Raw genomic sequence first — 25,148 nt, forward strand, 5'->3', positions numbered from 1 at the left:
AAAAGAATGACCTTATTTCGACCAAATTGGTTGATGCTTATTTCTGTTGCGGTTGCACTTCTGTTGGCTTTGCCTGTTTTGGTTATCTTGACCAATGTCCTCACAGGTCAAGCCAATGTTTGGCAGCATCTTATTGATACTGTCCTAACTGACTATATTTCTAGTTCCTTATTATTAATGTTGGGTGTCGGCGCAGGTAGCCTTTTGCTAGGTGTACCAACCGCTTGGTTAACAAGTGTGTGTCGTTTTCCTGGGCATAAATGGCTAGCTTGGGCTTTGCTATTACCCTTGGCAGTACCAGCTTATATTATTGCTTATACCTATACTGGTTTATTAGATTTTGCTGGCCCTGTTCAAACCCTCATTCGTGATCTAACAGGTTTATCTTACGGGGAGTATTGGTTTTTCGAAGTGCGTTCTCTGCCCGGTGCAATTGTGATGTTATCACTTGTGCTTTATCCCTATGTTTATCTCATGTCTCGGGCTGCATTTTTAGAACAATCGGCAAATACATTAGAAGTAAGCCGCTCTTTAGGGTATAGCCATACTCGCTCGTTTTTTAAGCTCGCCTTACCTTTAGCAAGACCTGCCATTGTTGCAGGTGTGACGCTAGCCTTGATGGAAACCTTGGCCGATTACGGCACGGTTAAATACTTTGGGGTCGCCAGTTTTACCACGGGTATTATGCGTACCTTTAATGGTTTTGGTGATGCGGCTGCGGCATCTCAATTAGCCTCAGTGCTCTTGTTATTCGTTACTTGCCTTATTTTGTTAGAACGCTATTCAAGACGCCGTATTAGTTATCACTCTTCAGGTATTCGTAAGGCATCTAACCGTAAAATTGAGTTGAATAAGAAGCAAGGTGTACTCGCAGCGCTGGTGTGCTTTTTACCTGTCTTTTTAGGTTTTATTGTGCCGGGATTGCAGCTAACTTACTGGGCTATTTTTAGTTCAGAAGGAATAGATTCTTCATTTATTCAACTGGCTTGGAACTCCTTGTATCTTGCTGCGTTAGCCGCATTAATTGCGGTAGTTTTAGCACTTATATTAGCTTATGCAAGCCGTTTAAATAAGCGTAAAGCGGTGCAAGCTTCTGTTACTGTCGCTGGGTTAGGATACGCTTTGCCGGGTACTATTATCGCAATTGGCATTATTATCCCATTTGCATGGTTAGATCATAAGATTATCGCTTGGGTTCAAGAGGTATTCGAGGTGAGATTTGGTCTGATTCTATCCGGTACCTTGTTTGCGCTTTTATTCGCTTATACTGTTCGATTTATGGCAGTTTCGCTTGGTGCTGTTCAAAGTGGGTTGGGTAAAATTACCCCTAGTTTAGATGCTGCTGGACGCTCTTTAGGTTATAAGCCTATGGATGTGTTACGTAAAATACATCTACCTTTGATGAAGAGTTCGGTATTAACGGCATTATTGATTGTCTTTGTTGATGTATTGAAAGAGCTACCAGCCACTTTAATATTAAGGCCGTTCAACTTTAATACTTTGGCTGTTAGGGCGTTTGAACTTGCCTCTGATGAGCGATTAGCTGATGCTGCACCTGCTTCCTTAATGATAGTGCTGGTGGGTTTAGTTCCTGTTATTCTTCTGAGTCGTTCGATCGGCTCAGGTCAAGCACATTAACCTTGAGTACGTTTTAAGTGAGAGATATGACTTCATTACCACCTGCTCATATGTTGACAGATTTAGATATTAAGAATGTATCTGTTTCCTATGATGATAAGGCCATTATTCAAGGCGTTAACTTTAAGCTAGTCGCTGGGCAAATTGGCTGTTTGTTGGGGCCGAGTGGCTGTGGTAAGTCAACTTTGTTAAGAGCTATTGCTGGCTTTGAGCAAGTCTCTGCAGGGACGATAGAATTAGATGGTAAGGTGTTATCTGAGCCAGGTTCTTTGATTAACCCTGAGCAAAGAAATATCGGTATGGTGTTTCAAGATGTCGCTTTATTTCCACACTTAACCATTAGTCAGAATATTGAATTTGGTATTCAGCATTGGAGTAAATCCGAGCGTCAGCAGCGTACAGAGCACTTATTAAAATTAGTTGGCTTGAGTGGATTTGAAACTAGATATCCAAGTTCTCTGTCGGGTGGTCAACAACAGCGTATTGCACTGGCACGTGCTATGGCGCCTAAACCTAAACTCTTGTTAATGGACGAGCCCTTTTCTGGTTTGGATGCCAAGTTAAGAGAAGAGTTAGTGCCTGATGTAAGGGCAATTCTCTTAGCTGAAAAAATGAGCGCGATTTTAGTTTCTCATGATCAAATGGAAGCCTTTGCGATGGCTGATCAGATTGCTGTCATGAGTGAAGGGCAAATTCATCAATTAGATACGGCTTATCAGATTTACCATAAGCCAGCGACAAGATTTGTTGCGAGCTTTATCGGACATGGGGATCTGTTACCTTCAAAAGTGTGTGGCTCAAACTGTGTGGTTTCAGATTTAGGTGAAATCAAAGGTAAAACCGATCATGGCTTTAAAGCAGATGAAGAGATTGACTTGTTAATTCGCCCTGATGATATCCTGCATGATGATGATAGTGAGTTTATGGGGGAGATAGTCAGTAAGTGGTTTAGAGGTTCTCACTTTTTATATAGAGTGCGTTTAGCGTCGGGCAAAGTCGTATATTGCTTTGCATCTTCGCACCATAATCATTGTGTTGGCCAGTCAATTGGTTTGTCTGTGCATTTGGACCATTTGGTGTTATTTCCAAGAGAGTCTTAGTTCGATTTAAAGCATGTAAAAAGCAAAAAAAGGAAGCGTATTAGCTTCCTTTTTTTATATTTGATACATGTGCTTTGCCAAGTTTAGGTTAACTAACGCCAACACCTTGCTCATGGCAAACTTCAATAATCCCTTCAAAGTCATATGGGGTTAACTCTAAATGCTCTAGGCAATAATGGCCGACTTTCTCCCATTCATGGTCAAATTGTGCATTACCTACTAGTTTATAAGTGCTGCAAATATGTTCTGCCATTTTTAAGATAGACGCAAAGGTTAGCGTTTTTGTATCACCAGCAATACGTTCGCCAAAAAGCTTTTCAAGTCTGTGTTGATGAGCGATTACATGGGAGCAGGTCTTAGGTAGGCCCCAAGATTTAGCAAGGTAATAACCTATTACAGAGTGGTTTGTCTTAAAGTGTTTGTTTTCTAGGTTAGTCAGTTGGAAGTCTGGATCGTTATAACCTTCTTCTAATACTGGCTGATAACCTTTGAAACGCTGCATCATAAGAGGAATACCAGCATTATGAAAAAGACCTAATGCATAACACTCATCTTGATACTTAAAACCAATTTGTTTAGCGATACTTGAGCAGACTGCCGCCACATCCATGGCATTGTCCCAAAAGCTGTGTAACGAAGCGATAGAGTCATCTGAAAGCTCACTTTTAACAGCTAATGCATTGATGATATTCGCCACACTATTAATACCAAGCATCATAACGGCTTGCTTAATAGAGGTAATTTTTCTTTGTAAACCAAAAAATGCTGAGTTTACAAATTTCAGCATGGCAGCTGAAAGGCCAACATCTTGTGAAATAATTTGGGCGATTCTATCCATGTCAGGCTCTGGCATGGCTTGTTCCATATGAAGATCGACCATCACCTGAGGTTGTGGTGGGATGGTGATGCCTTGGAGTACACGTTTTAATTGGTCTGTGCTTAGGTCGGAAGACATGACTACTCGATAAAATTTACAGGATAATGTCAGTATGAAAACGCTACAAAATGGGCGCAGCAAAGAATAATAGAAAATTAATCGTACGAAAACGATTAGAATGCCGCAAAATCATAGCAAAATCTAGCCCAGTAATTATAATGCTTTTTTCTCTTTCGTGGATGATTATTTTGAGTGTAATACGACTAAAAGGCCAAGCGGACAGACGTTTAAGAGCAGGCCATCAATGGATTTACAGTAATGAAGTAAATACAGATGCTACGCCTTTGAAACAGTTTACCGCTGGTGATCAGGTGGTAGTCGAAGCAGCTAATGGCAAGCCATTAGGAATAGCTATGATTAATCCAAGTACCTTGATTTGTGGCCGTTTGATTAGTCGTGACCTTAAATCGCCTATGGATAAGTCTCTAGTTGTGCATCGCTTAAAAATTGCTTTGTCATTGAGAGAGTCTGTTTACCCAGCCCCTTATTATCGTCTTGTTTTTGGCGATTCTGATGGCCTTTCAGGTCTAGTTGTTGATCGTTTTGCTGATATTTTAGTGGTACAAATTTCGACGGCTGGTATGGAACGCATTAAAGAAGAGATAGTGACAGCCTTGCAAGAAGTGATTAAACCTTCAGCTATCTTGATGAAAAATGATGGCAAGATGCGCGATGTGGAAGGTCTAAACTCTTATGTAGAAGAAGCCTTTGGCACCGTGCCTGAAGTTGTTTACCTGCAAGAAAATGATGTTTTGTTTGAAGCGCCTGTTTGGGACGGCCAAAAAACAGGTTGGTTCTATGATCACAGAGAGAACCGCAAAACCTTGCAAACCTTTAGCCCTGGGAAACGTGTGCTAGATGTATTTTCTTATGTCGGTGGATGGGGTGTGCAGGCGGCTTCTGCTGGTGCGACTGATGTGACCTTTATTGACGCTTCTGAAAAAGCATTAGGTCATGTAGAAAGTAATCTGACGATGAACCAGTACGAAGGTAATGCTAACTTGATGCAAGGGGATGCTTTCGAGTCTATGCAATCTCTGATTGATGATAAACAAAGGTTTGATGTGGTTGTGATAGATCCGCCAGCTTTTATTACTCGTCGTAAAGATACTAAATCAGGTGAGAGTGCCTACTACAGAGCAAATCAGCTTGCGATGCGTTTGGTAGCAAAAGGCGGCACCTTGGTGACGGCATCTTGTTCAATGCATTTAAAAGAAGAGAAATTACATGAGATTGTTCGTAGTAACTCTCGTTCACTAGAGCGTTTTTCTCAGCTAATTTATCGTGGAACTCAAGCGCCAGATCATCCAGTGCATGCGTCAATTGAAGAGACAGAATACCTAAAAGCACTTTTCTATCGTGTCCATAATAATATGGGGCTTTGATAGTCAGGCGTAACATATAAAAAAGGCAGCTTAGGCTGCCTTTTTTATATTATTGATATTAATCTCGTAACGAAATGTGTTGCCAGTTTCTTTGTTCAGCAAGCTGGCTAAGTTTTTCATCACCATCAACAACAATCGGTTGGCTAACCAATTCGAGCAGAGGTAGATCGTTATGAGAATCACTATAAAAATAGCTGCCTTCCAGCGTATGGCCTGTTTCTTTAAGCCAAGCATTTAACCTTGTAACTTTGCCTTCCTGAAAGCTTGGAATCCCCGTGACTTTACCCGTATAGCGACCTTCTTTGATCTCTGGCATAGGTGCAATAAGGTGATCCATACCAAAATATTGACTGATCGGGCCTGTCACAAATTCATTAGTGGCCGTTATTATCATCAAGAAATGGCCTTTTTCTTTATGCTCTTGAACCAGCTTTAGGGCTTTTTCTTGCATCATAGGCATGATCTTTTTAGCCATAAAGGCATTATGTAAATCTTCAAGTTGAGCCTGATTGAATTGGGTTAATGGGGCTAAGCTAAAGGCTAAGTATTCATGAATATCTAGGCCACCTGATAGGTAATCTTGATAGAATTTATCATTAGCTGTTTTATATGTATCAGCATCAACTATGCCTTCTTCTACTAAAAACTGCCCCCAATTGTAGTCACTATCACCCGAGAGTAGGGTGCCGTCTAGATCAAAAATTGCCAGTGTCACAGGACTTCCTCAATACATGATTTTGCCTGAAAGTATACCTTTAGTGAGAATAATTAACAGCGGTTCGATTTGTGAAGAAGGGGGAAATATGGAACAATGGCGTAATTTATTTTAACTTTCGAAAGAACGATTTTAAAAGGTAATAGCTCGTGATTGATGCGGACGGATATAGACCGAATGTGGGCATCATACTGATGAACGAGCGTGGCCAACTTCTTTGGGCTCGACGAATTGGACAAAATGCTTGGCAGTTTCCACAAGGTGGGATCAAGCATGATGAAACGCCGGAAGAGGCGCTTTTTCGTGAACTCAAAGAAGAGGTGGGGTTAGAGCCTCATCAAGTAGAAATCATCGGGAAAACCCGAGGTTGGTTACGTTACCGTTTGCCAAAACGTATGTTGAGGCACAATAGTAAGCCGCTTTGTATCGGCCAGAAACAAAAGTGGTATTTGTTATCCATACGCTGTGCTGATGCTTGTGTATGTGTAGATTCAGCAGACTGTCCAGAGTTCGACGGTTGGCGCTGGGTTAGTTATTGGTACCCTTTAGGGCAGGTTGTGGCATTTAAAAAAGATGTGTATCGACGGGCGTTAAAAGAGCTTATTCCTAACGCTCATAAAAGGTTAAAGAAACTCGATAAATCCGTGGCCTAACGGATTTTTGCTTGTAAGGAAAGCTATGCTAGGTTTGCTCAGACGTATTACACAGGAAGTAACAGCGGCTCAGTCGCTGCCTGCTGCACTGGACATCATTGTTCGTCGTGTACGACGCGCTATGCGCGCCGAAGTTTGCTCTATCTACCTAGTTGATCCTAACTCTCAAGATTATATTTTGATGGCAACTCGGGGCTTAAACTCCGAGGTAGCTGGACAAGCAAGCCTTAAACCTGATGAAGGTCTTGTTAGTTTAGTCGGGCGTCGTGCTGAGCCTGTTAACTTAGAAGATGCTCACTCTCACCCTTCGTTTCATTATTTGAAAGGTACAGGGGAAGAGAGATATCAATCCTTCCTAGGTGTTCCTATCATTCACCATCGCCAAGTGCTTGGCGTATTGGTTGTGCAACATGAAGATAAGCGTCGATTTGATGAAGGTGAAGAAGCCTTTTTAATTACCTTGTCGGCTCAGTTAGCAGGTGTTATTGCGCATGCTGAAGCAACTGGGGCTATGACAAGCTTAAACTCAAATGCGAAGCCAGAGGGTGATCTTAGATATAAAGGGATTGCTGGAAGCTCTGGTGTTGCCATTGCTAAAGCAATTGTTGTGTATCCGCCTGCGGATCTTAATGTTATACCTGATCGCAAGGTTGATGATATTGAGGCTGAATTAAGTGCTTTTAATGCCGCTTTATTAGCGGTTCGAAAAGACATCAAAAAAGCAGGGAATAGACTTTCTAAGCATCTTTCAAGTGATGAAAAAGCCTTGTTTGATGTTTACCTGAAAATGCTAGACGACAATGCTCTTGCTTACGAAATAGAGCAAAAGATTCGAGGGGGCAATTGGGCTCAGGGTGCTTTACGTGAAGTTATCCAATTCCATATTTCCCACTTTGATCGTATGGATGACCCTTACTTAAGAGAAAGGGCCTCTGATTTACGTGATCTAGGGCGACGTATTCTGTCGCATTTACAGGAAAATGCTCCCAATCTTGCAGATCGTTTTAGCGAATCCGCCATTATTGTTGGCGAAGAGTTGACGGCTTCCATGTTAGGGGAAGTGCCGCTTGATAAAATTAAAGGTTTAGTTTCTGTTATGGGGTCAGGTAACTCTCATGTGGCGATTTTAGCCCGTGCCATGGGAATACCTACCGTCATGGGGGCTTTGGATTTACCTTATACTCAACTTGAAAACGTCGATATGATTATTGATGGTTATCAAGGTCAGGTATTTACCTACCCATCTGACACTCTCATTGAAAGCTTCCAGCAAATTGTTGATGAAGAAAAAGCCCTAGAGGAAGAATACCTTACCCTTAAAGATTTACCTTGCGAAACCTGTGATGGACATCGCTTATCTCTTTTTGTTAACACAGGTTTATCTGCGGATATCTGGCGCTCCTTGGATCGTGGGGCAGAAGGCATTGGCCTTTATCGTACAGAAGTACCATTTATGGTACGCGAACGTTTTCCTACTGAAGCTGAGCAGGTTGCTATTTATCGCCAACAACTTGAAGGTTTTGCTCCAGCGCCAGTGACTGTACGTACTCTGGATATTGGTGGAGATAAGGCCTTGCCTTATTTTCCTATTAATGAAGAAAACCCATTCTTAGGTTGGCGTGGTATTCGAGTTACCCTAGATCATCTAGAGATTTTCTTGGCGCAAATTCGAGCCATGATTAAAGCCAGTTCTGGCTTACATAATCTTAAAATTTTATTGCCTATGATTTCGAATGTCGCAGAAGTTGAAGATGCTTTAGCTTTAGTTCGTCGTGCTTATGCTGAAATAAAAGAAGAAGGTTATGATGTAAAAATGCCCGAAGTTGGGGTGATGATCGAAGTACCAGCGGCCGTTTACCAAGTTAAGCAACTCGCTTCTTTGGTAGATTTTATGTCGGTGGGGAGTAACGATTTAACTCAATATTTGTTAGCTGTTGATAGAAACAACCCTAGAGTTGCAGATTTATATAATAGTTTCCACCCGGCTGTTTTAAGAGCATTGTTGAATATTGTAATAGAAGCTCAACATGAATCTATTAGTTTAAGTGTCTGTGGAGAAATGGCGGGTGATCCAATGGGGGCCATTTTATTAATGGCGATGGGTTATGACATTCTATCCATGAGTGCGACCAGCTTGCCTAAAGTAAAAGCCGTGATACGTAATATCACAGAAGAGCAAGCTCAGCTCATGTTGGAGCAAGTGATTAGCTTAGCTCATGCTGATGCGGTAGTGCAGACAATGAACCGTTTAATGCGAGAAGCGAATATAGAGCGTTTAGTGCGTCCAAGTAAGAGTAAATCCAGTAAATAATTAAGATTGAGTCATGAGATTAATGAACCTAATTCTTAATTAAGGCTCTTATCCAGAACACAAAATTAACCAAAAACGCTTCTTATTAAGTAGATAATTTATGATCAACTACCCAAATATTGACCCAGTTGCAATTGAGATTGGACCACTTGCTGTGCATTGGTATGGCATCATGTACCTCATAGGTTTTGCCGGCGCTTATGTGTTGGGTAACTATCGTGCGAAACGTTCTGAAGGCGCTTGGAGTCAAGAACAAGTCAGTGACATGATATTTTACGGCGCCATGGGGGTTATCCTTGGAGGCAGAATTGGTTATGCCTTTTTCTATCAGTTTGACCGATTATTAGTTGAGCCTTTAAGTATTCTACGAGTATGGGAAGGCGGCATGTCTTTCCATGGAGGCTTAATTGGTGTCATTCTCGCTATGGTGCTGTTTGCCCGTAAGTACAAGAAGCACTTTGTTGATGTCATGGATTTCCTTGCTCCATTAGTTCCTATTGGCTTAGGGACTGGCCGATTAGGTAATTTTATTGGTGGTGAGTTATGGGGTCGTCAAACAGATGTGTCTTGGGCGATGATTTTTCCAACTGACCCTCTTCAGCTTGCTAGGCACCCTTCTCAGTTATACCAGTTTGCTTTAGAAGGTGTTTTACTCTTCTCAATACTTTGGTTAATTTCCCGAACGCCTAAGCCTCGCTATTTAGTTTCGGCAAGCTTTCTAGCCTTTTATGGCTTATTTAGAATCTTTGTTGAGTTTTTCCGTGAACCAGATGCTCATATTGGCTACATCGCTTTTGGTTGGTTGACGCAAGGACAATTACTTTCAGTACCCATGGTACTGGCTGGTTTAGCTTTGATTATTTATAGCTTGCAAAAACAGCAAATCAGCCAGCCTTTAGCAACAAAAAAATAAGCGTTGAAAGGGGCTTCTCGCCCCTATATGATGCGCCGCATAAAAGATCAAAACATAGGTAATAAATATGCTTCCTTATATTCAACTTCTTAATGATGTCCTCGAAAATGGACAGTTTAAGGGTGACCGCACTGGCACAGGTACCTATAGCGTTTTTGGCCGTCAAGTTCGTTATGACTTAGCAGAAGGTTTTCCTTTATTAACGACTAAAAAGCTGCATATACGTAGTATCTTGCATGAGCTTTTATGGTTTTTAAAAGGCGAAACAAATATTCAGTATCTGACAGAGAATGGCGTGACTATTTGGGATGAGTGGGCAACAGAAGAAGGCGAACTTGGCCCTGTTTATGGAGCTCAGTGGCGTTCTTGGAAAGGTCATGATGGACAAGAATATGATCAGATTTCTGAATTAATTAAAGGTTTGAAAAGTAACCCTAATAGCCGTCGTCATATTATTAATGGTTGGAATGTTGCTTGTTTACCTGATGAATCTAAAGCTCCTGATGTAAATGCGGCAGAAGGGCGAATGGCGTTACCACCTTGTCATGTGCTCTATCAATTTTATGTCTGTGATAACAAACTAAGTGCTTCACTGTACATACGTAGTAACGACTTGTTTTTAGGTAACCCTTATAACACAGCGTCTCTGGCGTTCTTGACGCATATGATAGCGCAGCAATGTGATATGGAAGTGGGTGAAATAGTGATTTCGATTGGTGATTGCCATTTATATAGCAATCATATTGAGCAGGCTAAAATTCAAGTTCAGCGTACCCCTAAAGCATTGCCAAAGCTGAAAATTCATAGGAAGCCTGAGTCGATTTTTGATTATAAGTTTGAAGACTTTGAAATCCTAGATTATGACCCAGAGCCTCATATTCCTGCACCTATTGCGATTTAAATATTACCCTGAATAAGTGAGGTAAATGAATGTTATCCTTAATTGTTGCTATGGCACAAAACAATGTCATTGGCATTAATAATAGCTTGCCTTGGCACTTACCAAATGACCTTAAGTACTTCAAAAAAGTGACCATGGGTAAGCCTATTATTATGGGGCGTAAAACTTACGAATCTATTGGTAAGCCATTGCCTGGTCGTCGTAATATTGTGATTACCAGACAAGCTGATTATCAGGGTGTTGGTGAGAATGATGCGATAGATGTTGTGACATCGTTAGAGCAAGCGATTGAACTAGGGGAAAGTATTGCCTTGGTTGAAGGTCATGAAGAAGTTATGGTGATTGGTGGCGCTGAAATATACAAGCAAGCCTTAGTGGAAGCAGATCGTTTATACATTACTCATGTATTGGCTGATGTTGAGGGGGATGCTTACTTCCCAGAACTTGATTGGTCTTTGTATGATGAAGTAGGTCATGAAGATTTTGAAGCATCTGGCCATAACCCTTATGACTATCGTTTCAGTATTTATCAAGCGAAAGACTGAGATTAGGTCTATCTTCTTTCCAAATAAAAAATGCACGTTTAAGTGCATTTTTTATGTCTAAATTTTATTTCTATTTTAACTCTAAAATAGTGTCGTCATTGGCGTAAGCTTCAACTGCATTGTTAGCACTTTCTGCTAGCTCTTCAATCGTTTCACCGTCTTCGGGGAAGGTTGCGACTCCAGCACAGATAGAAAGTGAATGTGAATCACCATCTTTCTTAGTGAAATTCAGGCTATGGACAGAGTTTATTGCCTCATCCAGCATTTGCTTTGCATCTTTGACGTTAGTGTTAGGAAGCAGAAGTAACAATTTATCAGAGGCAACTCTGGCTAAAATGTCTCCCTCACGAATATTTCGATAAAGGTCTTTTGCCGCCATTTTTATGATTTGATTCTTATCTTCGTAAATGAGTTGGCTAAGCGCGCCATCCGCATTGAGGTTGATTTTTACCATGGTTAAAGGCGTGTACTGGCGTTTTGCTAAGCCCAATTGCTTTTTAAAGTGTGTCGTCGCCGCGCTGTGAGTAAGTAGTCCTGTAAGGTCGTCAAAGGTTGCTTGTCGACGTAAATGCTTCTCTAGCTTCTTCTGAGAGCTTATATCCTCAATAAAGCCGACAGTCTTAGCGATACTGTTATCACTGTTGACGGCATAAATTAGGCCTCTTTCTTTGACCCAAAGATAATTGCCATTGCCTTGTAATATCCGATAGCTGGCTTCGTAGTTTTTACTGGCTTCTGCAATATGTTGTTCGACAATTTGTTTGAGGTTCGCTAGATCTTCAGGGTGTACCAAGCAATGCCAAGTGGCTGTTGATTTTGGGCTGGATTGAACCGAGCAGCCTATCAAATCACATAATGACTCTGAGCACTCTACCGCATCGGTTTCTATATCCCATACCCAAAGCCCAGATGAGGACTCAGATAAGGCGAGTTTTAACAATGAGTTTTCTGCGCTAGCAAGGTCTAGGTGTTCAGCGCTGTATAAACAAACTAAAAAGTGATCTTCATCTAGCTCTTGAAAATGCAGCTCTGACTTTATTTCTTTCTCGCCTAATAGAAGTGTGTCACAACAACGGGCCGCTTTGTCACTTTGCATTGTCTTGCTAAAGCTCTGCCACTGATCTTTAGTTTGAGTATTTTGACTGAGGCTTAGCCAGTTAGTGGGTAAGTCATGCTCTTGCTTGTTAAAAACATCTGCGAAAGCTTGGTTATGTTCAAGAATGTCGCCACTGGTTTTATGCAAAATAAAAGCAGATGTTGGCATGAGCTTAAAGGCATTTTGAAAAAAACGATTATCGGCTGACATTTTCTACTCCACTTTTATTTTAGGTTGCAACTAACCTGTCCCTGAATAGCATTAGTCATATTTATTAAGACTAATGCTTTTTTGGTTTTACGGTAAACTTTTTCTCAAGTCTACGCCATTTGTGTTAACACTTGTTGATTATTATTCTGGTGTAATCCAGCGTAGCTGAAAACTTGATTTGCTGTCTTCTTGTAAAAGTTCTTTTAATACAGGTAAAAACTCTTGCGCTTCACTCTCTAGTTTCCATGGTGGATTAACGATTATCATACCGCTGCCATTCATGCCTTTGTCCGCATTGTCGTCACGGATATTTAATTCGAGTAAAAGCGTATTACGAATTTTTGTTCTTTGTACTGAATTGATGAGTCCATCAGCTTGCTTGCGTGAAAGTACTGGGTACCAAATAGCATAAGTGCCATGGGCAAAGCGTTGATGACCTTCAACTAGGGCTTTAACGACCGTTTTATAATCTTCTTTGACCTCGTAAGGAGGGTCCATTAAAACCAATCCACGCTTTTGCGGTGGTGGTAGCATGGCTTTAACTGCTGCGAATCCATTCCCTTTTTCAACATTAGCGCGACGTTTGTTTGGAAATAAAGCGGCTAAGGTTGGGTGATCCTTTGGATGTAACTCACACAGGTGCATCTTATCTTTTTGACGGGTGTAAGCTTCAACGACCTTCGGGCTGCCTGGGTAAAGTTTAAGGTTAGTTGTTGGGTTCATGTCTTTAACAATTTTCAGAAAACGCTTGATGCTTTCTGGTGGGTTTTTAAGCTCAAGTAACTGCGAGATCCCTGTCTTGAACTCTTTGTTCATTTGGGCTTGCTGAGAGTCTAATGCGTATTGGCCAATCCCAGCATGAGTATCAAGATAAAAGAAAGGTGATTCTTTCGCGGTTAAATGATGGCAAATTTGGCTCACAACAAGGTGTTTCAAAATGTCGGCATGATTGCCTGCATGATAAATATGGCGATAGCTAAGCATAATGGCTCTCTAAATAAAAAGGCCGTGGGATCACCCCACGGCCTTGGTGTCTACTGATACGCTATTTTATTGAGAAATAGTCAGTAGCGATAGTCACCAATACAATTAGTCTCCTAATAGTGTTGGTTTATTGTCTGTGCCTTGAATTAAATGGATGGCTTTAGATAAAAGCAATCCAAATACTTTAGCTACATTGATTCGCCATCTATTAAGTCAAGATTACGAACCGCGCCTTTATCTGCGCTGGTTGCAAAATGAGCATAGACTTTCAGGGCTGGCGTTACTTTACGTGGTCTTACTTTCTCTGGTTTCCAAGCGTTTGCACCCTTGGCTTCCATCGCAGAACGACGTTCTGCAAGCTCTTCATCAGACAGTAAGACATTGATAGTACGGTTAGGGATATCAATGCGGATAATGTCACCGTTCTCAACCAAGCCAATGGCACCACCTGATGCTGCTTCTGGGGATACGTGACCAATAGATAGGCCTGATGTACCACCAGAGAAGCGACCGTCAGTTAGCAGTGCACAGGCTTTACCTAAGCCTTTAGACTTGATGTAAGAGGTTGGGTAAAGCATTTCTTGCATGCCTGGGCCACCACGAGGTCCTTCGTAACGAACGATCACAACATCACCCGCTTTTACTTCATCTGCGAGTATGTTGCTCACAGCTTCATCTTGAGATTCCGTGATGTGAGCTGGGCCTTCAAAAACGAGGCAAGACTCATCAACCCCAGCACTTTTAACGATGCAGCCGTTCAAGGCGATATTACCTGTTAGTACCGCAAGGCCGCCTTCTTGAGAGTAAGCATTCTCAATGTTACGGATACAGCCAGCTTCACGGTCTCCGTCAACAGAAGGCCAACGTGTTGCTTGGCTAAATGCTGTTTGAGTAGGAATGCCTGCAGGGCCTGCTTTATAAAACTCCATGACTTCTGGCGTTGGCTTACGCATTATGTCCCAGTTTTCTAGGGCTTCTGTCATAGTTGGTGCGTGAACTGTGTGTACTTGGTTATGTAATAAGCCTGCACGGTCAATTTCACCCAAAATCCCAAAAATACCGCCAGCTCTATGTACGTCTTCAATGTGGTATTTAGGTGAATTAGGTGCCACTTTACAGAATTGAGGGATTTTACGAGATAAGCGATCAATGTCTTCCATGGTAAAATCAACACCTGCTTCATGAGCAATAGCCAATAAATGCAAGATGGTGTTTGACGATCCACCCATGGCAATATCAAGTGTCATACAGTTTTCAAAAGCTTCGTAAGAGGCAATGGCTCTTGGTGACCAATGAGCTTCATCTTGCTCGTAAAAGCGTTTAGTAATATCAACAATACGTCGACCCGCTTCTAAGAATAACTCTTTACGATCAGCGTGAGTGGCTAGCATGGTGCCATTACCTGGTAGGCTTAGGCCCATTGCTTCGGTCAAACAGTTCATAGAGTTAGCTGTAAACATACCTGAGCAAGAACCACAGGTAGGGCAAGCAGAGCGCTCGTATTCAGCAACTTGTTCATCCGTTGCGTTATCGTCCACAGCGATAACCATAGCATCAACAAGATCTAGTTTATGTTCTGAAAGCTTGGTTTTACCTGCTTCCATTGGGCCGCCTGATACAAAAATAACAGGGATATCAAGGCGCATTGCAGCCATTAACATGCCGGGTGTGATTTTGTCACAGTTCGAAATACAGACTAGCGCATCAGCACAATGGGCATTAACCATGTACTCAACAGAGTCAGCAATTAAGTCGCGAGAAGGTAGGCTGTACAGCATGCCGTCATGACCCATAGCAATACCATCGTCCACAGCAATGGTATTAAATTCTTTTGCAACGCCGCCAGCTTTTTCAATTTCACGTGCTACCAGCTGCCCCATGTCTTTTAAATGGACATGACCTGGTACAAATTGAGTGAATGAATTGGCTACCGCAATGATAGGTTTATGAAAATCTTCATCTGTCATTCCGGTGGCACGCCATAAGGCGCGAGCTCCGGCCATATTACGGCCGGAGGTAGTAGTTTTTGAACGATATACTGGCATGTTAACCCCACATGGTACTTTTGTATCTTTTAAGGTTAAGCATGTTACCAAGTTTATTTGTAACACCCAATGGCAATTTCTTGGGAATCGGGCGACACTAGCTATGTATTCTTTATTTTGGCCAGATGAATTATGGAAAATAGGTTCGATATTTACACTCTTGTTACGCTTGCCCGTCAGCCTATTCTAGACGCGAAGCAATCTATTTATGGTTACGAGCTTTTGTATCGTGGTAGCGGTACAGCAACGGACGCTGAAATTTTTGATGATGTCAGTGCAACCGCGCAAGTGGTCTCAACGGCCTTACTTGAAATTGGTATGTCTAATTTGGTGGGTTCGGGCAAGGCCTTTGTAAACTTCCCTAGAACCTATTTGTTAAACCCAAGTGGCGTACCATTAGACCGCGAACAAGTTGTGATTGAAGTATTAGATAACTCTAACTTTGATGCGGTTTTACTTGCTTCCTTAAGAAAGTGGAAAAATTCAGGTTATGACATAGCGTTAGATGATTTACGCTTTGAAGCCAAATTGACGCCATTTATAGAGCTTGCAAGTTTTGTGAAGCTAGACTTACAAGCACTAGGGCGGGAAGCTTTTATTACTGAACTAGAAGCCTTTAGAAATTTCGATATAAAAGTGATTGCCTGCAAGGTAGAGACTTGGGACGAGTTTAATTTCTGTCGCATGTTAGATGTGGACTTCTTTCAAGGATACTTTTTTGAGAAGCCACAAACCATAGAGCGTAAAGCGGTCAAAGTGAATAGTATGACCTTGTTACAACTGATGGCTGAGTTACTAAAAAGTAATGAGCTTTCAGTGGACGAGCTAGATCGTATCGTGAGTCAAGATGTTGGTCTAGTTCACAAGCTTTTAAAGTATTTAAACTCCCCCGTTACAGGGCTCATTGCCTCAGTAGACAGTGTTAAACTTGCGATTGTGCTGGTGGGTGCTGAACAATTAAAAGCATTAACTAGCCTGTTACTTATGTCTGAAATGGTTGGAGATAGGCACGCATTGCTGCAACAGGTTTTAATTCGAGCTAAGCACGCTGAGTTGTTTGCAGTGAAAATGGGATACGCAAATCAAGATAAATATTTTCTAGCCGGTATGCTATCTATGATAGATGTGTGCATGGGGATGGACTTACCTGATGTTCTCGCCTCCTTACCTTTGCCAGGTGAGCTTGCGAGTGCGATAGTGAATAGAAGCGGCAAGATAGGGTTAACCTTGACTCAAATTGAGCAATATTCCAAAGGGCATCAAGTAACGGGGACAGTACCACAAGAAACGCTGAAAGAAACTTATTTAGAAGCCATTTCTTGGGTTGATGACTTCTTGAGTACGATTTAGTTTTTTAACTTTTGTTTGAAACTGCTTTTTTGTGAGAAATGGCCTACATATTTGTAGGCCATTTCTTTTTGTTTTGTAGGTGTTGAGGTTTTTATCTTGTAATTTATTTTTAACTTATTGAAAAATAATGAAAATGTATATTTTTTACTATCTCTTTGAAAAATTGCAACTTGCTAAAATGCTGTTACATTAAAGACATCCAAAGGGAAACTCATGGAATGAAGTGGAAGTAAGGATTGCTGAATACAGGATGTATTTAGGGCTTTTAGGAGTTAATCACAGGGATTTGTGATCAGTCGAAGGGAATCGGTCGAACGGATTTGATAGCTAATTTTACATCGATGTAAATTAGAAGCCAGGATAGGTTTAAATCACGAACGATAATCAAATGGATTTCCACTCATTGGATGAGTGACTTAATGGAATAAGAGTGAAAATAGGGCAGCATTAAGCTGCCCTTTTTTGTGCCTGAATTTTCCTTGCTGACAATCAGCAATGTCTGACTTTTGCTTTAATTTACCGAGAAAATAATCAGGGCAAGGTTTGTTAATCAGAAAATTTAAAAATAAATCGAATAATTTGTAAGAGATCGCCTACATCTATGTAGGAAATATCTTGTTGTTTTGTAGGTGTTGGTGATGAATATTTGTAATTAATATGTAAGATATTGAAAAGTAAAGGTTTATATTGCTTTTGTTGATGTTTTTAAGAACTTGAATCTTAGCTATTTGATGGTAAATTAAAGACATCCAAACGGAAACTCATGGAATGGGACGGAAGCAAGGACTGCAAGGTACAGGATGTATCGAGGATGATGGGAGAAAGATTACAGGAAGTAATCAGTTGAACGGAATCTGTCAAAGGATTTGAACTAATCGACAAAGAGTGTCGGTTAGGATCTAGGAAAGATTAATAGTCACGGATGATGACGAAAAGGAATTTCAGCTCATTGGATGAGTCGCTTAACAGGATGTGAGTGAAAAATAGGGCAGCATAGGCTGCCTTTTTTTCGTCTAGAGAAAAGTAAGTCTAATGGTTTAGACTTACTTTAAGCTTTTATTTCTCTAAATGTTCTAGCTTATCTTCAACGCCATCCCAAGTCGCAGCATCTTCTAGCGCATCTTTCTTTTCTGTGATGTTTGGCCAAACGTTAGCAAAATCTGCGTTTAGTTCGACAAAGTGCTCTTGATCTTCTGGTAGCTCATCTTCTGAGAAAATAGCGGATGCTGGGCATTCTGGTTCACATAGGGCACAGTCAATACATTCGTCAGGGTTGATGGCAAGAAAGTTTGGGCCTTCATAAAAACAATCTACTGGGCAAACCTCTACACAGTCGGTGTATTTACAACGGATACAGTTATCAGTTACGACGAAAGCCATAAGCTATCTCCTTCAAGTGGGTAAGCAAAATTACCGCTAAAATAAAATTGCTCGTATTCTAGTTGCTAAGCTAGCTAAGCGGCAAGATGATATCCATTTAAAATATATCTAACCTTAATTAAATCTACTTATATGCTGGCTTTTAAATGAGTTCTTTTAGTTCGTATAGCGCATCTAGTGCTTGCTTGGGTGTTGTCTCATCTAGATCAATACTTGTTAGCTTATCTTTTACCTCTTGATCTAGGGATGAACCAAACAAATCTGCCTGCATCGGTGCTGGTTCTTGTGCTGCTTGAGTGTATTGCGCTTTTGGCGTTTGAATACTGGCTTTAGCTGAATTTGTTGTATCCTGACTGGAGGCTTCCAGCTCAGCTAGTTTGTCTTTCGCGGCTTGAATGACACCTCTTGGTACGCCGGCTAGCTGTGCCACTTGCAGGCCATAGCTCTGGTTTGCTGCACCGTCATGTACCTTATGCAGGAAGACAATAGAATCTTCGTACTCAGTCGCTGTCAGGTGGACATTGGCTGCATTTTTAAGCTCGTCCGCAAGAAGAGTTAGCTCGAAGTAGTGAGTCGCAAATAGCACATTACACTTTACCTGATTAGCTAGATGATCAACCGCTGACCAAGCTAAAGATAAACCATCGAAGGTGCTTGTGCCTCGACCAACTTCATCCATGAGGACAAGGCTTTTTGGCGTCGCATTGTTAAGTATGTTAGCCGTTTCTGTCATCTCTACCATGAAGGTCGAACGGCCACCGGCTAAGTCATCAGAGGAGCCCATACGAGTAAAGATACGGTCAACTAAAGAAAGATTCGCCGCTTCTGCAGGGACAAAGCACCCCGTGTGGGCAAGCAAAGTAATAAGCGCAATTTGTCTCATATAGGTGGATTTACCACCCATGTTTGGACCTGTAATCATTAATAATGAACGCTTAGGGTGCATGACCAAGTCGTTTGGAATGAAAGGCTCGGTAATGACTGACTCAACGACTGGATGTCGGCCTTCAATGATTTCGATACCGGGTTTGTCAGCCAGCACTGGGCGAACATATCTATGGCGCTCTGCTCGTTCTGCAAAGTTAGCCAGTACATCTAGTTCAGATAATGCATTACTGCTTGTTTGTAATTTAATTAACTCAAGGTTAATTGTATTGAGTAGCTTCTCATAAAGTATTTTCTCTCGTGCTAATGCTTTGGATTTAGCGCTAAGTGCTTTGTCTTCAAAGGTCTTAAGCTCAGGTGTGATAAAGCGTTCAGCATTTTTTAATGTCTGGCGACGTACATAATCAACAGGTGCTTGATCTGAATGTAGACGGCTGATTTCAATATAGTAACCATGGACACGATTGAAGCCGACTTTGAGTGAGTTGATACCTGTGCGGTCTTTTTCTCTTTGCTCAAGTTCTGCAAGGTAGTCAGTTGCGTTTGTTGACAGTGCTTGTAACTCATCTAGTTCGCCATCATAACCTTTGGCAAAAATACCTCCGTCACGGACAACGGAAGGCGGGTTCTCAACTAAGGCCACCGCAAGCTCTTGGGTCAATTCTGGAAGCGGTGCAAGCTGTTGGTTGAGCTCATTTAGCCTCACATCTTCAATCGGTGAGATTAACTGTTTGATTTTAGGAATCGCTTCAAGAGCAAAACGTAACCTTAAAAGGTCTCTTGGTCTTGCTGAACCAAGTGCAACACGAGCAAGGATACGCTCAATATCACCCACCTCTTTTAGCTCAGGTTTGATCAAATCATAAGTGTATTGATTTAATAAACTTTGCACTGCATCTTGTCTGGCATTAATAATATTCAAGTTGCGGCTAGGCTGATGTAACCAACGTTTTAAGAGTCGGCTGCCCATAGGAGAAGAGCAACGATCCAGTACGGATGTTAGTGTGTTGCTAGTGCTACCTGAAAGATTTAAATCTATTTCAAGGTTGCGTCGAGTCGCACCGTCTATTTGTACGCTTTCGTCCTTGTGTTCAAGTGTGATGGCTTGAATATGAGGCAGAGCAGAGCGTTGTGTGTCTTTTGCGTATTGCAGTAGCGCACCGGCAGCAGCGATAGCGGCACCGAGTTCTTCACAACCAAACCCTGTTAGGTCTTTAGTATCGAACTGTTGAATTAATTGGCGATAGCAAGATTCATAGTCAAAGTGCCAAGGGCCTAATTCGCGCACCCCTTTTTCTAAAGTGATAAGATTTCGATTAGGGAAGTCTTCGGATACTAATATTTCTGTTGGTGCTAAACGTTGTAGTTCACTGTCAAAGGCATCTATTCCTTCAACTTCAAAAACAGAGAAGCGTCCACTGGCCATGTCTAAGTAAGAAAAGCCGTAAATGTCGCCTTGCTTTTGAGATAAATAAGCGATGGAAACAAGTAGGTTTTCTTTCCTTTCTTCAAGGAATGCTTCGTCACTTAAAGTACCTGGAGTCACTATGCGAGCAACTTGGCGTTCAACAGGCCCTTTGCTGGTGGCAGGGTCTCCGACTTGTTCGCAGACAACAACGGATTCTCCCATGCGAACTAATCGAGCAATATAGTTCTCCGCAGCGTGGTAAGGGATACCTGCCATAGGGATAGGTTGCCCACCGGAGTGGCCTCTTGAAGTCAGCGTAATATCTAACAGATGAGCGGCTTTTTTAGCGTCGTCATAAAAGATTTCATAAAAATCACCCATACGATAAAAGAGTAATTCATTTGGGTGTTGTGATTTGAGCCCAAAATATTGACGCATCATAGGGGTGTGGTTATCTTTTGCCGCTTGACTCATGGTGTAAATCGCTCGATTGTTATCCTTAAATTAGGGCGTTATTCTACGGCAAAAGACGAATAGGTTTAAGCGCTTGTTTTAGCATTCTAAAACTTCATTAATGAGAGGTGAAAATTGCAGGAAATTAAAGAGACAGGGCAGGATATAGAGCTATTAGTTGCAAAGCTAGCAGCGCATCTTTCTTCTCAGAAACAAATGTTAATTACAGCTGAGTCTTGTACGGGCGGTTTGATAGGTGCGAGTTGCACACAAATGGCAGGGAGTTCTGCTTGGTTTTTTGGTGGTCTCATTAGTTATGACAACCTTGCTAAAGAAAGAATGCTTAAGGTGACAGCACAAAGTTTGCAGAATTTTGGTGCGGTCTCAAAAGAAGTGGTCGCACAAATGTGTTTAGGAGCACTAAATTACGGTGCTGATGTCAGTGTGGCTGTAAGTGGGGTTGCAGGCCCTGGTGGTGGCAGTGATGAAAAGCCAGTGGGGACGGTTTATATCGGTTGGTTAACCAAGGAAATGGTTAATCAAGGAAAAAGTGCGTTAGTACAGCGTTTCCAGTTTGCAGGGGATCGAAACGCAGTGCGTGAACTGACTTTGTTAAACGCGATTCAAGGTCTATTGTCGCTAGAAAATGACGCAAAATAAGACTTAAATAAAAATACTGTTTTTTTGTACAGTGTTTTGTTGAAGTCCTGAAAAAAAAGCGTTAGAGTTCAGCATAACAAAATTACTCAAATATTCGAAAGGTTTTAAACATGTCATCTATAGCTGATAGCAAGAAAAAAGCGTTAGACGCAGCGCTCTCACAAATCGAACGTCAGTTTGGTAAAGGCGCCATCATGAAGATGGGTGAAGGTGCGAAATTAGACATTGAGACTGTTTCTACTGGTTCTCTAGGCTTGGATATTGCACTAGGTGCTGGTGGTTTGCCTTTCGGTCGTATTTGCGAAATCTATGGTCCAGAATCTTCAGGTAAAACAACGCTAACTTTGAGTGTTATTGCCGAAGCGCAAAAGCAAGGTAAAACCTGTGCTTTTATCGATGCCGAGCATGCACTAGATCCAAGTTATGCTGAAAAGCTGGGTGTAAATATTTCTGACCTTTTAATCTCTCAGCCTGATACGGGTGAGCAAGCACTTGAAATCGTTGACATGTTAGTACGTTCTAACAGTGTTGATGTTGTGATTGTTGACTCTGTTGCTGCCTTGGTACCTAAGTCTGAGATTGAAGGCGAAATGGGTAGCTCATCGGTTGGTGTACAAGCACGTTTGCTTTCTCAAGCTATGCGTAAGCTTACAGGCTCAATTAAAAATGCTAACTGCCTTGTTGTTTTCATTAACCAAATCCGTATGAAAATCGGCGTTATGTTTGGTTCACCAGAAACTACGACAGGCGGTAATGCGCTTAAGTTTTATAGTTCTGTTCGTCTTGATATTCGCCGTATCGGCAGTGTTAAGCAAGGTGACGAAGTGGTGGGTAATGAAACCCGCGTGAAAGTCGTTAAAAACAAAATTGCGCCGCCATTTAAGCAAACTGAATTCCAAATTATGTACGGTGCGGGTATTTACCGCATGGGCGAGATTATTGATTTGGGTGTTAAGCAAGGCTTTGTTGATAAGTCTGGTGCTTGGTATGCGTATAACGGTAGCAAGATTGGGCAAGGTAAAGCTAATGCTGCTCAGTTCCTTTCTGATAATCCAGAAATCGCTACCGAGATTGAAGGTAAAATCCGAGAGCAACTATTGCCAAAAGATCTACCGGCTGAAACCGAAGACTCAAAAGAAGAAGAGGGTGATTTGCTTAAGCTATAGCCTTTCTATTGAGTTTGTTAAAAAACGGTTGCCTAGTGCGACCGTTTTTTTTTGCTTGTCTGTTTTTATTTGTTATCAGGCTTGAATGGTTTTAAGAAGGTGTGTTTTATTTCTGTATGATCTATTTTAAATCTAGTTAAGCTATTAATTTGAAACACTAGTTTAATACTCCTTAATTTTTATTGGTTTTTAAATGACAACATTGATTATTGTTTTAGGCGTTTTGTTATTGCTATCGACGGGCTTTTTTATTTATGCCTTGTGGAGCTATATCGCAGCCAAGAAAAACCAAGGAAAGAATACACAAGAAAGTGATACTAACTCAGAAACTGATAATCTTGTGACTGAATCAAAGCCTGTGGAGACAAAATTACAAACGCAAGCAAATGTTTTGGCTTTATTGGAGCAGCAAAAGGTTATCGTCAATGAGTTAAGGCAATCTTTGGTTGAGCAAGATAGGTTAAAAGTGGCGATACTAGATTGTTGGGAGTTGTTTTTAAGCTTAGAAACTCAGCTAGTGAATAAAGATGTAAGTGTGCATGAAATAGATCAAAAGCTTGAGGAGTTTATTCCTCTTACGCAAGAGAGTGGGTTTTCTGAAATGCTGGAATCACTCGTTAAAAAAATTGCGGCACAAAGAAGCTTGGCACAGGCCATTGATAAAGACATAGAGCACAAAAATCAACTCCTTATGTCTAAGATGAGTGTTAATGCTGAGTTGAATGAAAAGTTTGATCGTATCAAGTCTGAATTAGAAGTTGAGCCTGAGGTCGATTTAAAGCTTTCAGAGATGCGGGTTGAGTTAGTTCAAGTATATCAACTTGAAAACACGATTAGGGCTAAGCTCCGAGAGTTGAAAGAGGCGCCTGATAACACTTCTGAAGAGTATCAATTGGCGCTCGAGCTCTTTTTAAATAGTAGTGAACTGGATGACTTTATTGCGCCATTGCAGAATGAGTTTGGCGATAAAATAGAAGAGTTAAAAGCGGTTGCAGAATATCAAGCAAATACGATTAATGAACTAAAAGCGATTGTAAAAGAGACAAAAGAGCAGCAAGAGTCGAGCAAATACAAAATTGACTATGACATTATCGTGGTGAAACTAGAAAAAAGTCTGTCTGATAAAAAGCAGATACTCTCTCGTTTAGAGTTAAAACTAGAAAGCTTACAAATGGTTAAAGCTAAGTTGAGTCAAGATGCACAGAAACACGATCGACTAGTGAATGAAAAAGATTACGAGCTGCAGTTGGTTAGCCAATCACAAGAGAGTGAGATGGCGAATATGCAATCTATCTTTTCTCAGAAACAAATCAGTTTAAATAATATGGAGAAGCAGCTGGATGCCGCGCCATTAAATGATGAGTCACAAGCTTATGCAAATGAGTTAGCTGAGAAAGTCACGGCATTTAAGCTTATGATGAGTGAGTCTGAGATGTTTGTGGAAATGCTTGAGTTTGAGCTGGAAGCAGAGCAAAAAAAGAGTGCGGAACTGCAAACTAGGCTTGCTGAATTATCTGAATATGTGATGCAACAAAGCCAAAGGGTTGAATCAATTGATAGGCAAGACTCAATTCAGCTAGAAGAGGCAAACGCTGAGTTAGACGCTGAAATAAATACTATGCGAAAAGAGTTCGAAAGAAATAATGCTGGTACCACTGAAGCCGCAGACTTACAGAAAAAAATTGCTGAAATTGATGAACGCGTGATAAAAATGAAACAAGAATATGCTGAAATGGAAGATAAATTCTTATCTTCCTTGTTGTGAGGGGAGGTAGTTAACTATCTCCTGGTTAAACCTCATTTATATCTTCTTGAATGGCATAATTGATCTCATCTGATGTAAAGCCCCTATATTGTAAATAGCGATATTGTTTGGCTTTAGTCTGATAATCCTTGCTAATTTGAGCGCCAAACTTACTGAGCTTGACCTTAAGAGCTGATTCGAACCAATCAAGGTCTGCTTCTTCAAAACTTTGGGTTATGATGCTCTGCTCTACCCCTTTTTGTTTGATTTCACCTAATATGCGTATTTTTCCATAACCACTTTGTTGTTTATAGCGAATATATGATTCGCAAAATCTTTGATCGCTCTGATAGTTGTCTTGAATTAATTTATGCAAAACTTCTTCTATCTCTTCACTGTTTTCTTTAAAACGTGAGAGAAGCTTTTGTCTTAGTTCAGACTGACTTTGCTCTCTTCGCGCCAGCATATTCAGTGCTGACTCTCTAATTTGTACCTGAATATCCATTCTTGCTTTTAGCTCAGATTAATTTGATTAGAATGTTACATTAGAAATGGAAAATTAAAATCTCCCAGTTCAGTTTTAATTTCTTTATTTTTAGCTTTTTGTAATTTTTTCATCTTTAAAATTGAAAATATTGAGATTATATGACTGCAAAATATGTGTAAAAA

20 protein-coding genes are annotated in these 25,148 nt (G+C 41.1%); 12 read left to right on the forward strand and 8 right to left on the reverse strand.

Features of this window, described 5'->3' with window-relative positions:
* Positions 1-6 precede the first annotated feature (6 nt).
* Together TW85_RS14515 and TW85_RS14520 are read left to right on the forward strand one after the other, a co-directional pair.
* Positions 7-1,638 (forward strand): iron ABC transporter permease, encoded by a 1,632-nt coding sequence (locus TW85_RS14515; protein ID WP_231870343.1) that lies wholly within the window; start codon positions 7-9, stop codon positions 1,636-1,638.
* 26 nt (positions 1,639-1,664) lie between these two features.
* Positions 1,665-2,738 (forward strand): ABC transporter ATP-binding protein, encoded by a 1,074-nt coding sequence (locus TW85_RS14520; protein WP_046017861.1) that lies wholly within the window; start codon positions 1,665-1,667, stop codon positions 2,736-2,738.
* 88 nt (positions 2,739-2,826) lie between these two features.
* Here TW85_RS14520 and TW85_RS14525 read toward each other — a convergent pair whose 3' ends face one another.
* Positions 2,827-3,693: an HDOD domain-containing protein gene (locus tag TW85_RS14525; protein WP_046017862.1), complete on the reverse strand. Its 867-nt coding sequence runs from the start codon at positions 3,691-3,693 to the stop codon at positions 2,827-2,829.
* 164 nt (positions 3,694-3,857) lie between these two features.
* Between TW85_RS14525 and TW85_RS14530 the strand changes: the two genes are divergently transcribed.
* Entirely contained in the window at positions 3,858-5,060 is a 1,203-nt protein-coding gene (locus TW85_RS14530) for a class I SAM-dependent rRNA methyltransferase (protein ID WP_046017889.1), read from the forward strand.
* A gap of 58 nt (positions 5,061-5,118) precedes the next feature.
* Here TW85_RS14530 and TW85_RS14535 read toward each other — a convergent pair whose 3' ends face one another.
* A complete protein-coding gene (locus TW85_RS14535; RefSeq protein ID WP_046017863.1) occupies positions 5,119-5,775 on the reverse strand; it encodes an HAD family hydrolase in 657 nt (218 codons plus the stop codon).
* Between the two features lie 149 nt (positions 5,776-5,924).
* On the opposite strand from TW85_RS14535, the gene TW85_RS14540 reads away from it, so the two are divergent.
* From TW85_RS14540 to TW85_RS14560, 5 genes are all read left to right on the forward strand, one after another.
* Positions 5,925-6,428, forward strand: a complete 504-nt coding sequence (locus TW85_RS14540) for an RNA pyrophosphohydrolase (RefSeq protein ID WP_036181759.1) — start codon at positions 5,925-5,927, stop codon at positions 6,426-6,428.
* A 25-nt stretch (positions 6,429-6,453) separates the two neighbouring features.
* A complete protein-coding gene (gene ptsP / locus TW85_RS14545) occupies positions 6,454-8,739 on the forward strand; it encodes a phosphoenolpyruvate--protein phosphotransferase (protein ID WP_046017864.1) in 2,286 nt (761 codons plus the stop codon).
* Positions 8,740-8,839: 100 nt separating this feature from the next.
* Positions 8,840-9,652 carry a prolipoprotein diacylglyceryl transferase gene (lgt, locus tag TW85_RS14550; RefSeq protein ID WP_046017865.1) on the forward strand — a complete coding sequence of 271 codons (813 nt, stop codon included), beginning with the start codon at positions 8,840-8,842 and terminating at the stop codon, positions 9,650-9,652.
* Between the two features lie 67 nt (positions 9,653-9,719).
* Positions 9,720-10,553 (forward strand): thymidylate synthase, encoded by an 834-nt coding sequence (locus tag TW85_RS14555; RefSeq protein ID WP_046017866.1) that lies wholly within the window; start codon positions 9,720-9,722, stop codon positions 10,551-10,553.
* A gap of 29 nt (positions 10,554-10,582) precedes the next feature.
* A complete protein-coding gene (locus tag TW85_RS14560; RefSeq protein WP_046017867.1) occupies positions 10,583-11,098 on the forward strand; it encodes a dihydrofolate reductase in 516 nt (171 codons plus the stop codon).
* A gap of 70 nt (positions 11,099-11,168) precedes the next feature.
* Here the strand turns inward: TW85_RS14560 and TW85_RS14565 are convergent, their stop codons facing one another.
* The 3 genes from TW85_RS14565 to ilvD form a co-directional block, all read right to left on the reverse strand.
* On the reverse strand, positions 11,169-12,404 hold the full coding sequence (locus TW85_RS14565; RefSeq protein ID WP_046017868.1) for a diguanylate cyclase: 1,236 nt from the start codon (positions 12,402-12,404) through the stop codon (positions 11,169-11,171).
* Positions 12,405-12,545: 141 nt separating this feature from the next.
* On the reverse strand, positions 12,546-13,388 hold the full coding sequence (gene rlmJ, locus TW85_RS14570; RefSeq protein ID WP_046017869.1) for a 23S rRNA (adenine(2030)-N(6))-methyltransferase RlmJ: 843 nt from the start codon (positions 13,386-13,388) through the stop codon (positions 12,546-12,548).
* 188 nt (positions 13,389-13,576) lie between these two features.
* Entirely contained in the window at positions 13,577-15,433 is a 1,857-nt protein-coding gene (gene ilvD / locus TW85_RS14575) for a dihydroxy-acid dehydratase (protein ID WP_046017870.1), read from the reverse strand.
* A 132-nt stretch (positions 15,434-15,565) separates the two neighbouring features.
* Between ilvD and TW85_RS14580 the strand changes: the two genes are divergently transcribed.
* A complete protein-coding gene (locus TW85_RS14580; RefSeq protein ID WP_046017871.1) occupies positions 15,566-16,783 on the forward strand; it encodes an HDOD domain-containing protein in 1,218 nt (405 codons plus the stop codon).
* Between the two features lie 1,056 nt (positions 16,784-17,839).
* On the opposite strand, the gene fdxA is transcribed toward TW85_RS14580, so the two are convergent.
* Both fdxA and mutS read right to left on the reverse strand, forming a co-directional pair.
* A complete protein-coding gene (gene fdxA / locus TW85_RS14585; RefSeq protein WP_046017872.1) occupies positions 17,840-18,163 on the reverse strand; it encodes a ferredoxin FdxA in 324 nt (107 codons plus the stop codon).
* Between the two features lie 142 nt (positions 18,164-18,305).
* Positions 18,306-20,930 carry a DNA mismatch repair protein MutS gene (gene mutS / locus TW85_RS14590; protein WP_046017873.1) on the reverse strand — a complete coding sequence of 875 codons (2,625 nt, stop codon included), beginning with the start codon at positions 20,928-20,930 and terminating at the stop codon, positions 18,306-18,308.
* A 114-nt stretch (positions 20,931-21,044) separates the two neighbouring features.
* On the opposite strand from mutS, the gene TW85_RS14595 reads away from it, so the two are divergent.
* The 3 genes from TW85_RS14595 to TW85_RS14605 all read left to right on the forward strand — a co-directional run bounded on the left by TW85_RS14595 (position 21,045) and on the right by TW85_RS14605 (position 24,500).
* Complete coding sequence (locus TW85_RS14595) at positions 21,045-21,569, forward strand: CinA family protein (RefSeq protein ID WP_084616337.1); 525 nt, start codon at positions 21,045-21,047, stop codon at positions 21,567-21,569.
* 110 nt (positions 21,570-21,679) lie between these two features.
* Positions 21,680-22,735, forward strand: a complete 1,056-nt coding sequence (gene recA / locus TW85_RS14600) for a recombinase RecA (protein ID WP_197477778.1) — start codon at positions 21,680-21,682, stop codon at positions 22,733-22,735.
* 193 nt (positions 22,736-22,928) lie between these two features.
* Positions 22,929-24,500 carry a hypothetical protein gene (locus TW85_RS14605; protein ID WP_046017874.1) on the forward strand — a complete coding sequence of 524 codons (1,572 nt, stop codon included), beginning with the start codon at positions 22,929-22,931 and terminating at the stop codon, positions 24,498-24,500.
* Between the two features lie 25 nt (positions 24,501-24,525).
* On the opposite strand, the gene TW85_RS14610 is transcribed toward TW85_RS14605, so the two are convergent.
* Entirely contained in the window at positions 24,526-24,984 is a 459-nt protein-coding gene (locus TW85_RS14610) for a regulatory protein RecX (protein ID WP_046017875.1), read from the reverse strand.
* Between the last annotated feature and the right edge of the window lie 164 nt (positions 24,985-25,148).

The sequence above is a fragment of the Marinomonas sp. S3726 genome (assembly GCF_000967665.1).
In the GTDB taxonomy this organism is placed as follows: domain Bacteria; phylum Pseudomonadota; class Gammaproteobacteria; order Pseudomonadales; family Marinomonadaceae; genus Marinomonas.

Bases quoted from the DNA above. Each gene is read 5' to 3' on its own strand.
- TW85_RS14515 (WP_231870343.1), top strand. From the start codon at position 7: ATGACCTTATTTCGACCAAATTGGTTGATGCTTATTTCTGTTGCGGTT.
- TW85_RS14520 (WP_046017861.1), top strand. From the start codon at position 1,665: ATGACTTCATTACCACCTGCTCATATGTTGACAGATTTAGATATTAAG.
- TW85_RS14525 (WP_046017862.1), bottom strand. From the start codon at position 3,693: ATGTCTTCCGACCTAAGCACAGACCAATTAAAACGTGTACTCCAAGGC.
- ptsP (WP_046017864.1), top strand. From the start codon at position 6,454: ATGCTAGGTTTGCTCAGACGTATTACACAGGAAGTAACAGCGGCTCAG.
- lgt (WP_046017865.1), top strand. From the start codon at position 8,840: ATGATCAACTACCCAAATATTGACCCAGTTGCAATTGAGATTGGACCA.
- TW85_RS14555 (WP_046017866.1), top strand. From the start codon at position 9,720: ATGCTTCCTTATATTCAACTTCTTAATGATGTCCTCGAAAATGGACAG.
- TW85_RS14560 (WP_046017867.1), top strand. From the start codon at position 10,583: ATGTTATCCTTAATTGTTGCTATGGCACAAAACAATGTCATTGGCATT.
- TW85_RS14565 (WP_046017868.1), bottom strand. From the start codon at position 12,404: ATGTCAGCCGATAATCGTTTTTTTCAAAATGCCTTTAAGCTCATGCCA.
- rlmJ (WP_046017869.1), bottom strand. From the start codon at position 13,388: ATGCTTAGCTATCGCCATATTTATCATGCAGGCAATCATGCCGACATT.
- ilvD (WP_046017870.1), bottom strand. From the start codon at position 15,433: ATGCCAGTATATCGTTCAAAAACTACTACCTCCGGCCGTAATATGGCC.
- TW85_RS14580 (WP_046017871.1), top strand. From the start codon at position 15,566: ATGGAAAATAGGTTCGATATTTACACTCTTGTTACGCTTGCCCGTCAG.
- fdxA (WP_046017872.1), bottom strand. From the start codon at position 18,163: ATGGCTTTCGTCGTAACTGATAACTGTATCCGTTGTAAATACACCGAC.
- mutS (WP_046017873.1), bottom strand. From the start codon at position 20,930: ATGAGTCAAGCGGCAAAAGATAACCACACCCCTATGATGCGTCAATAT.
- recA (WP_197477778.1), top strand. From the start codon at position 21,680: ATGTCATCTATAGCTGATAGCAAGAAAAAAGCGTTAGACGCAGCGCTC.
- TW85_RS14605 (WP_046017874.1), top strand. From the start codon at position 22,929: ATGACAACATTGATTATTGTTTTAGGCGTTTTGTTATTGCTATCGACG.
- TW85_RS14610 (WP_046017875.1), bottom strand. From the start codon at position 24,984: ATGGATATTCAGGTACAAATTAGAGAGTCAGCACTGAATATGCTGGCG.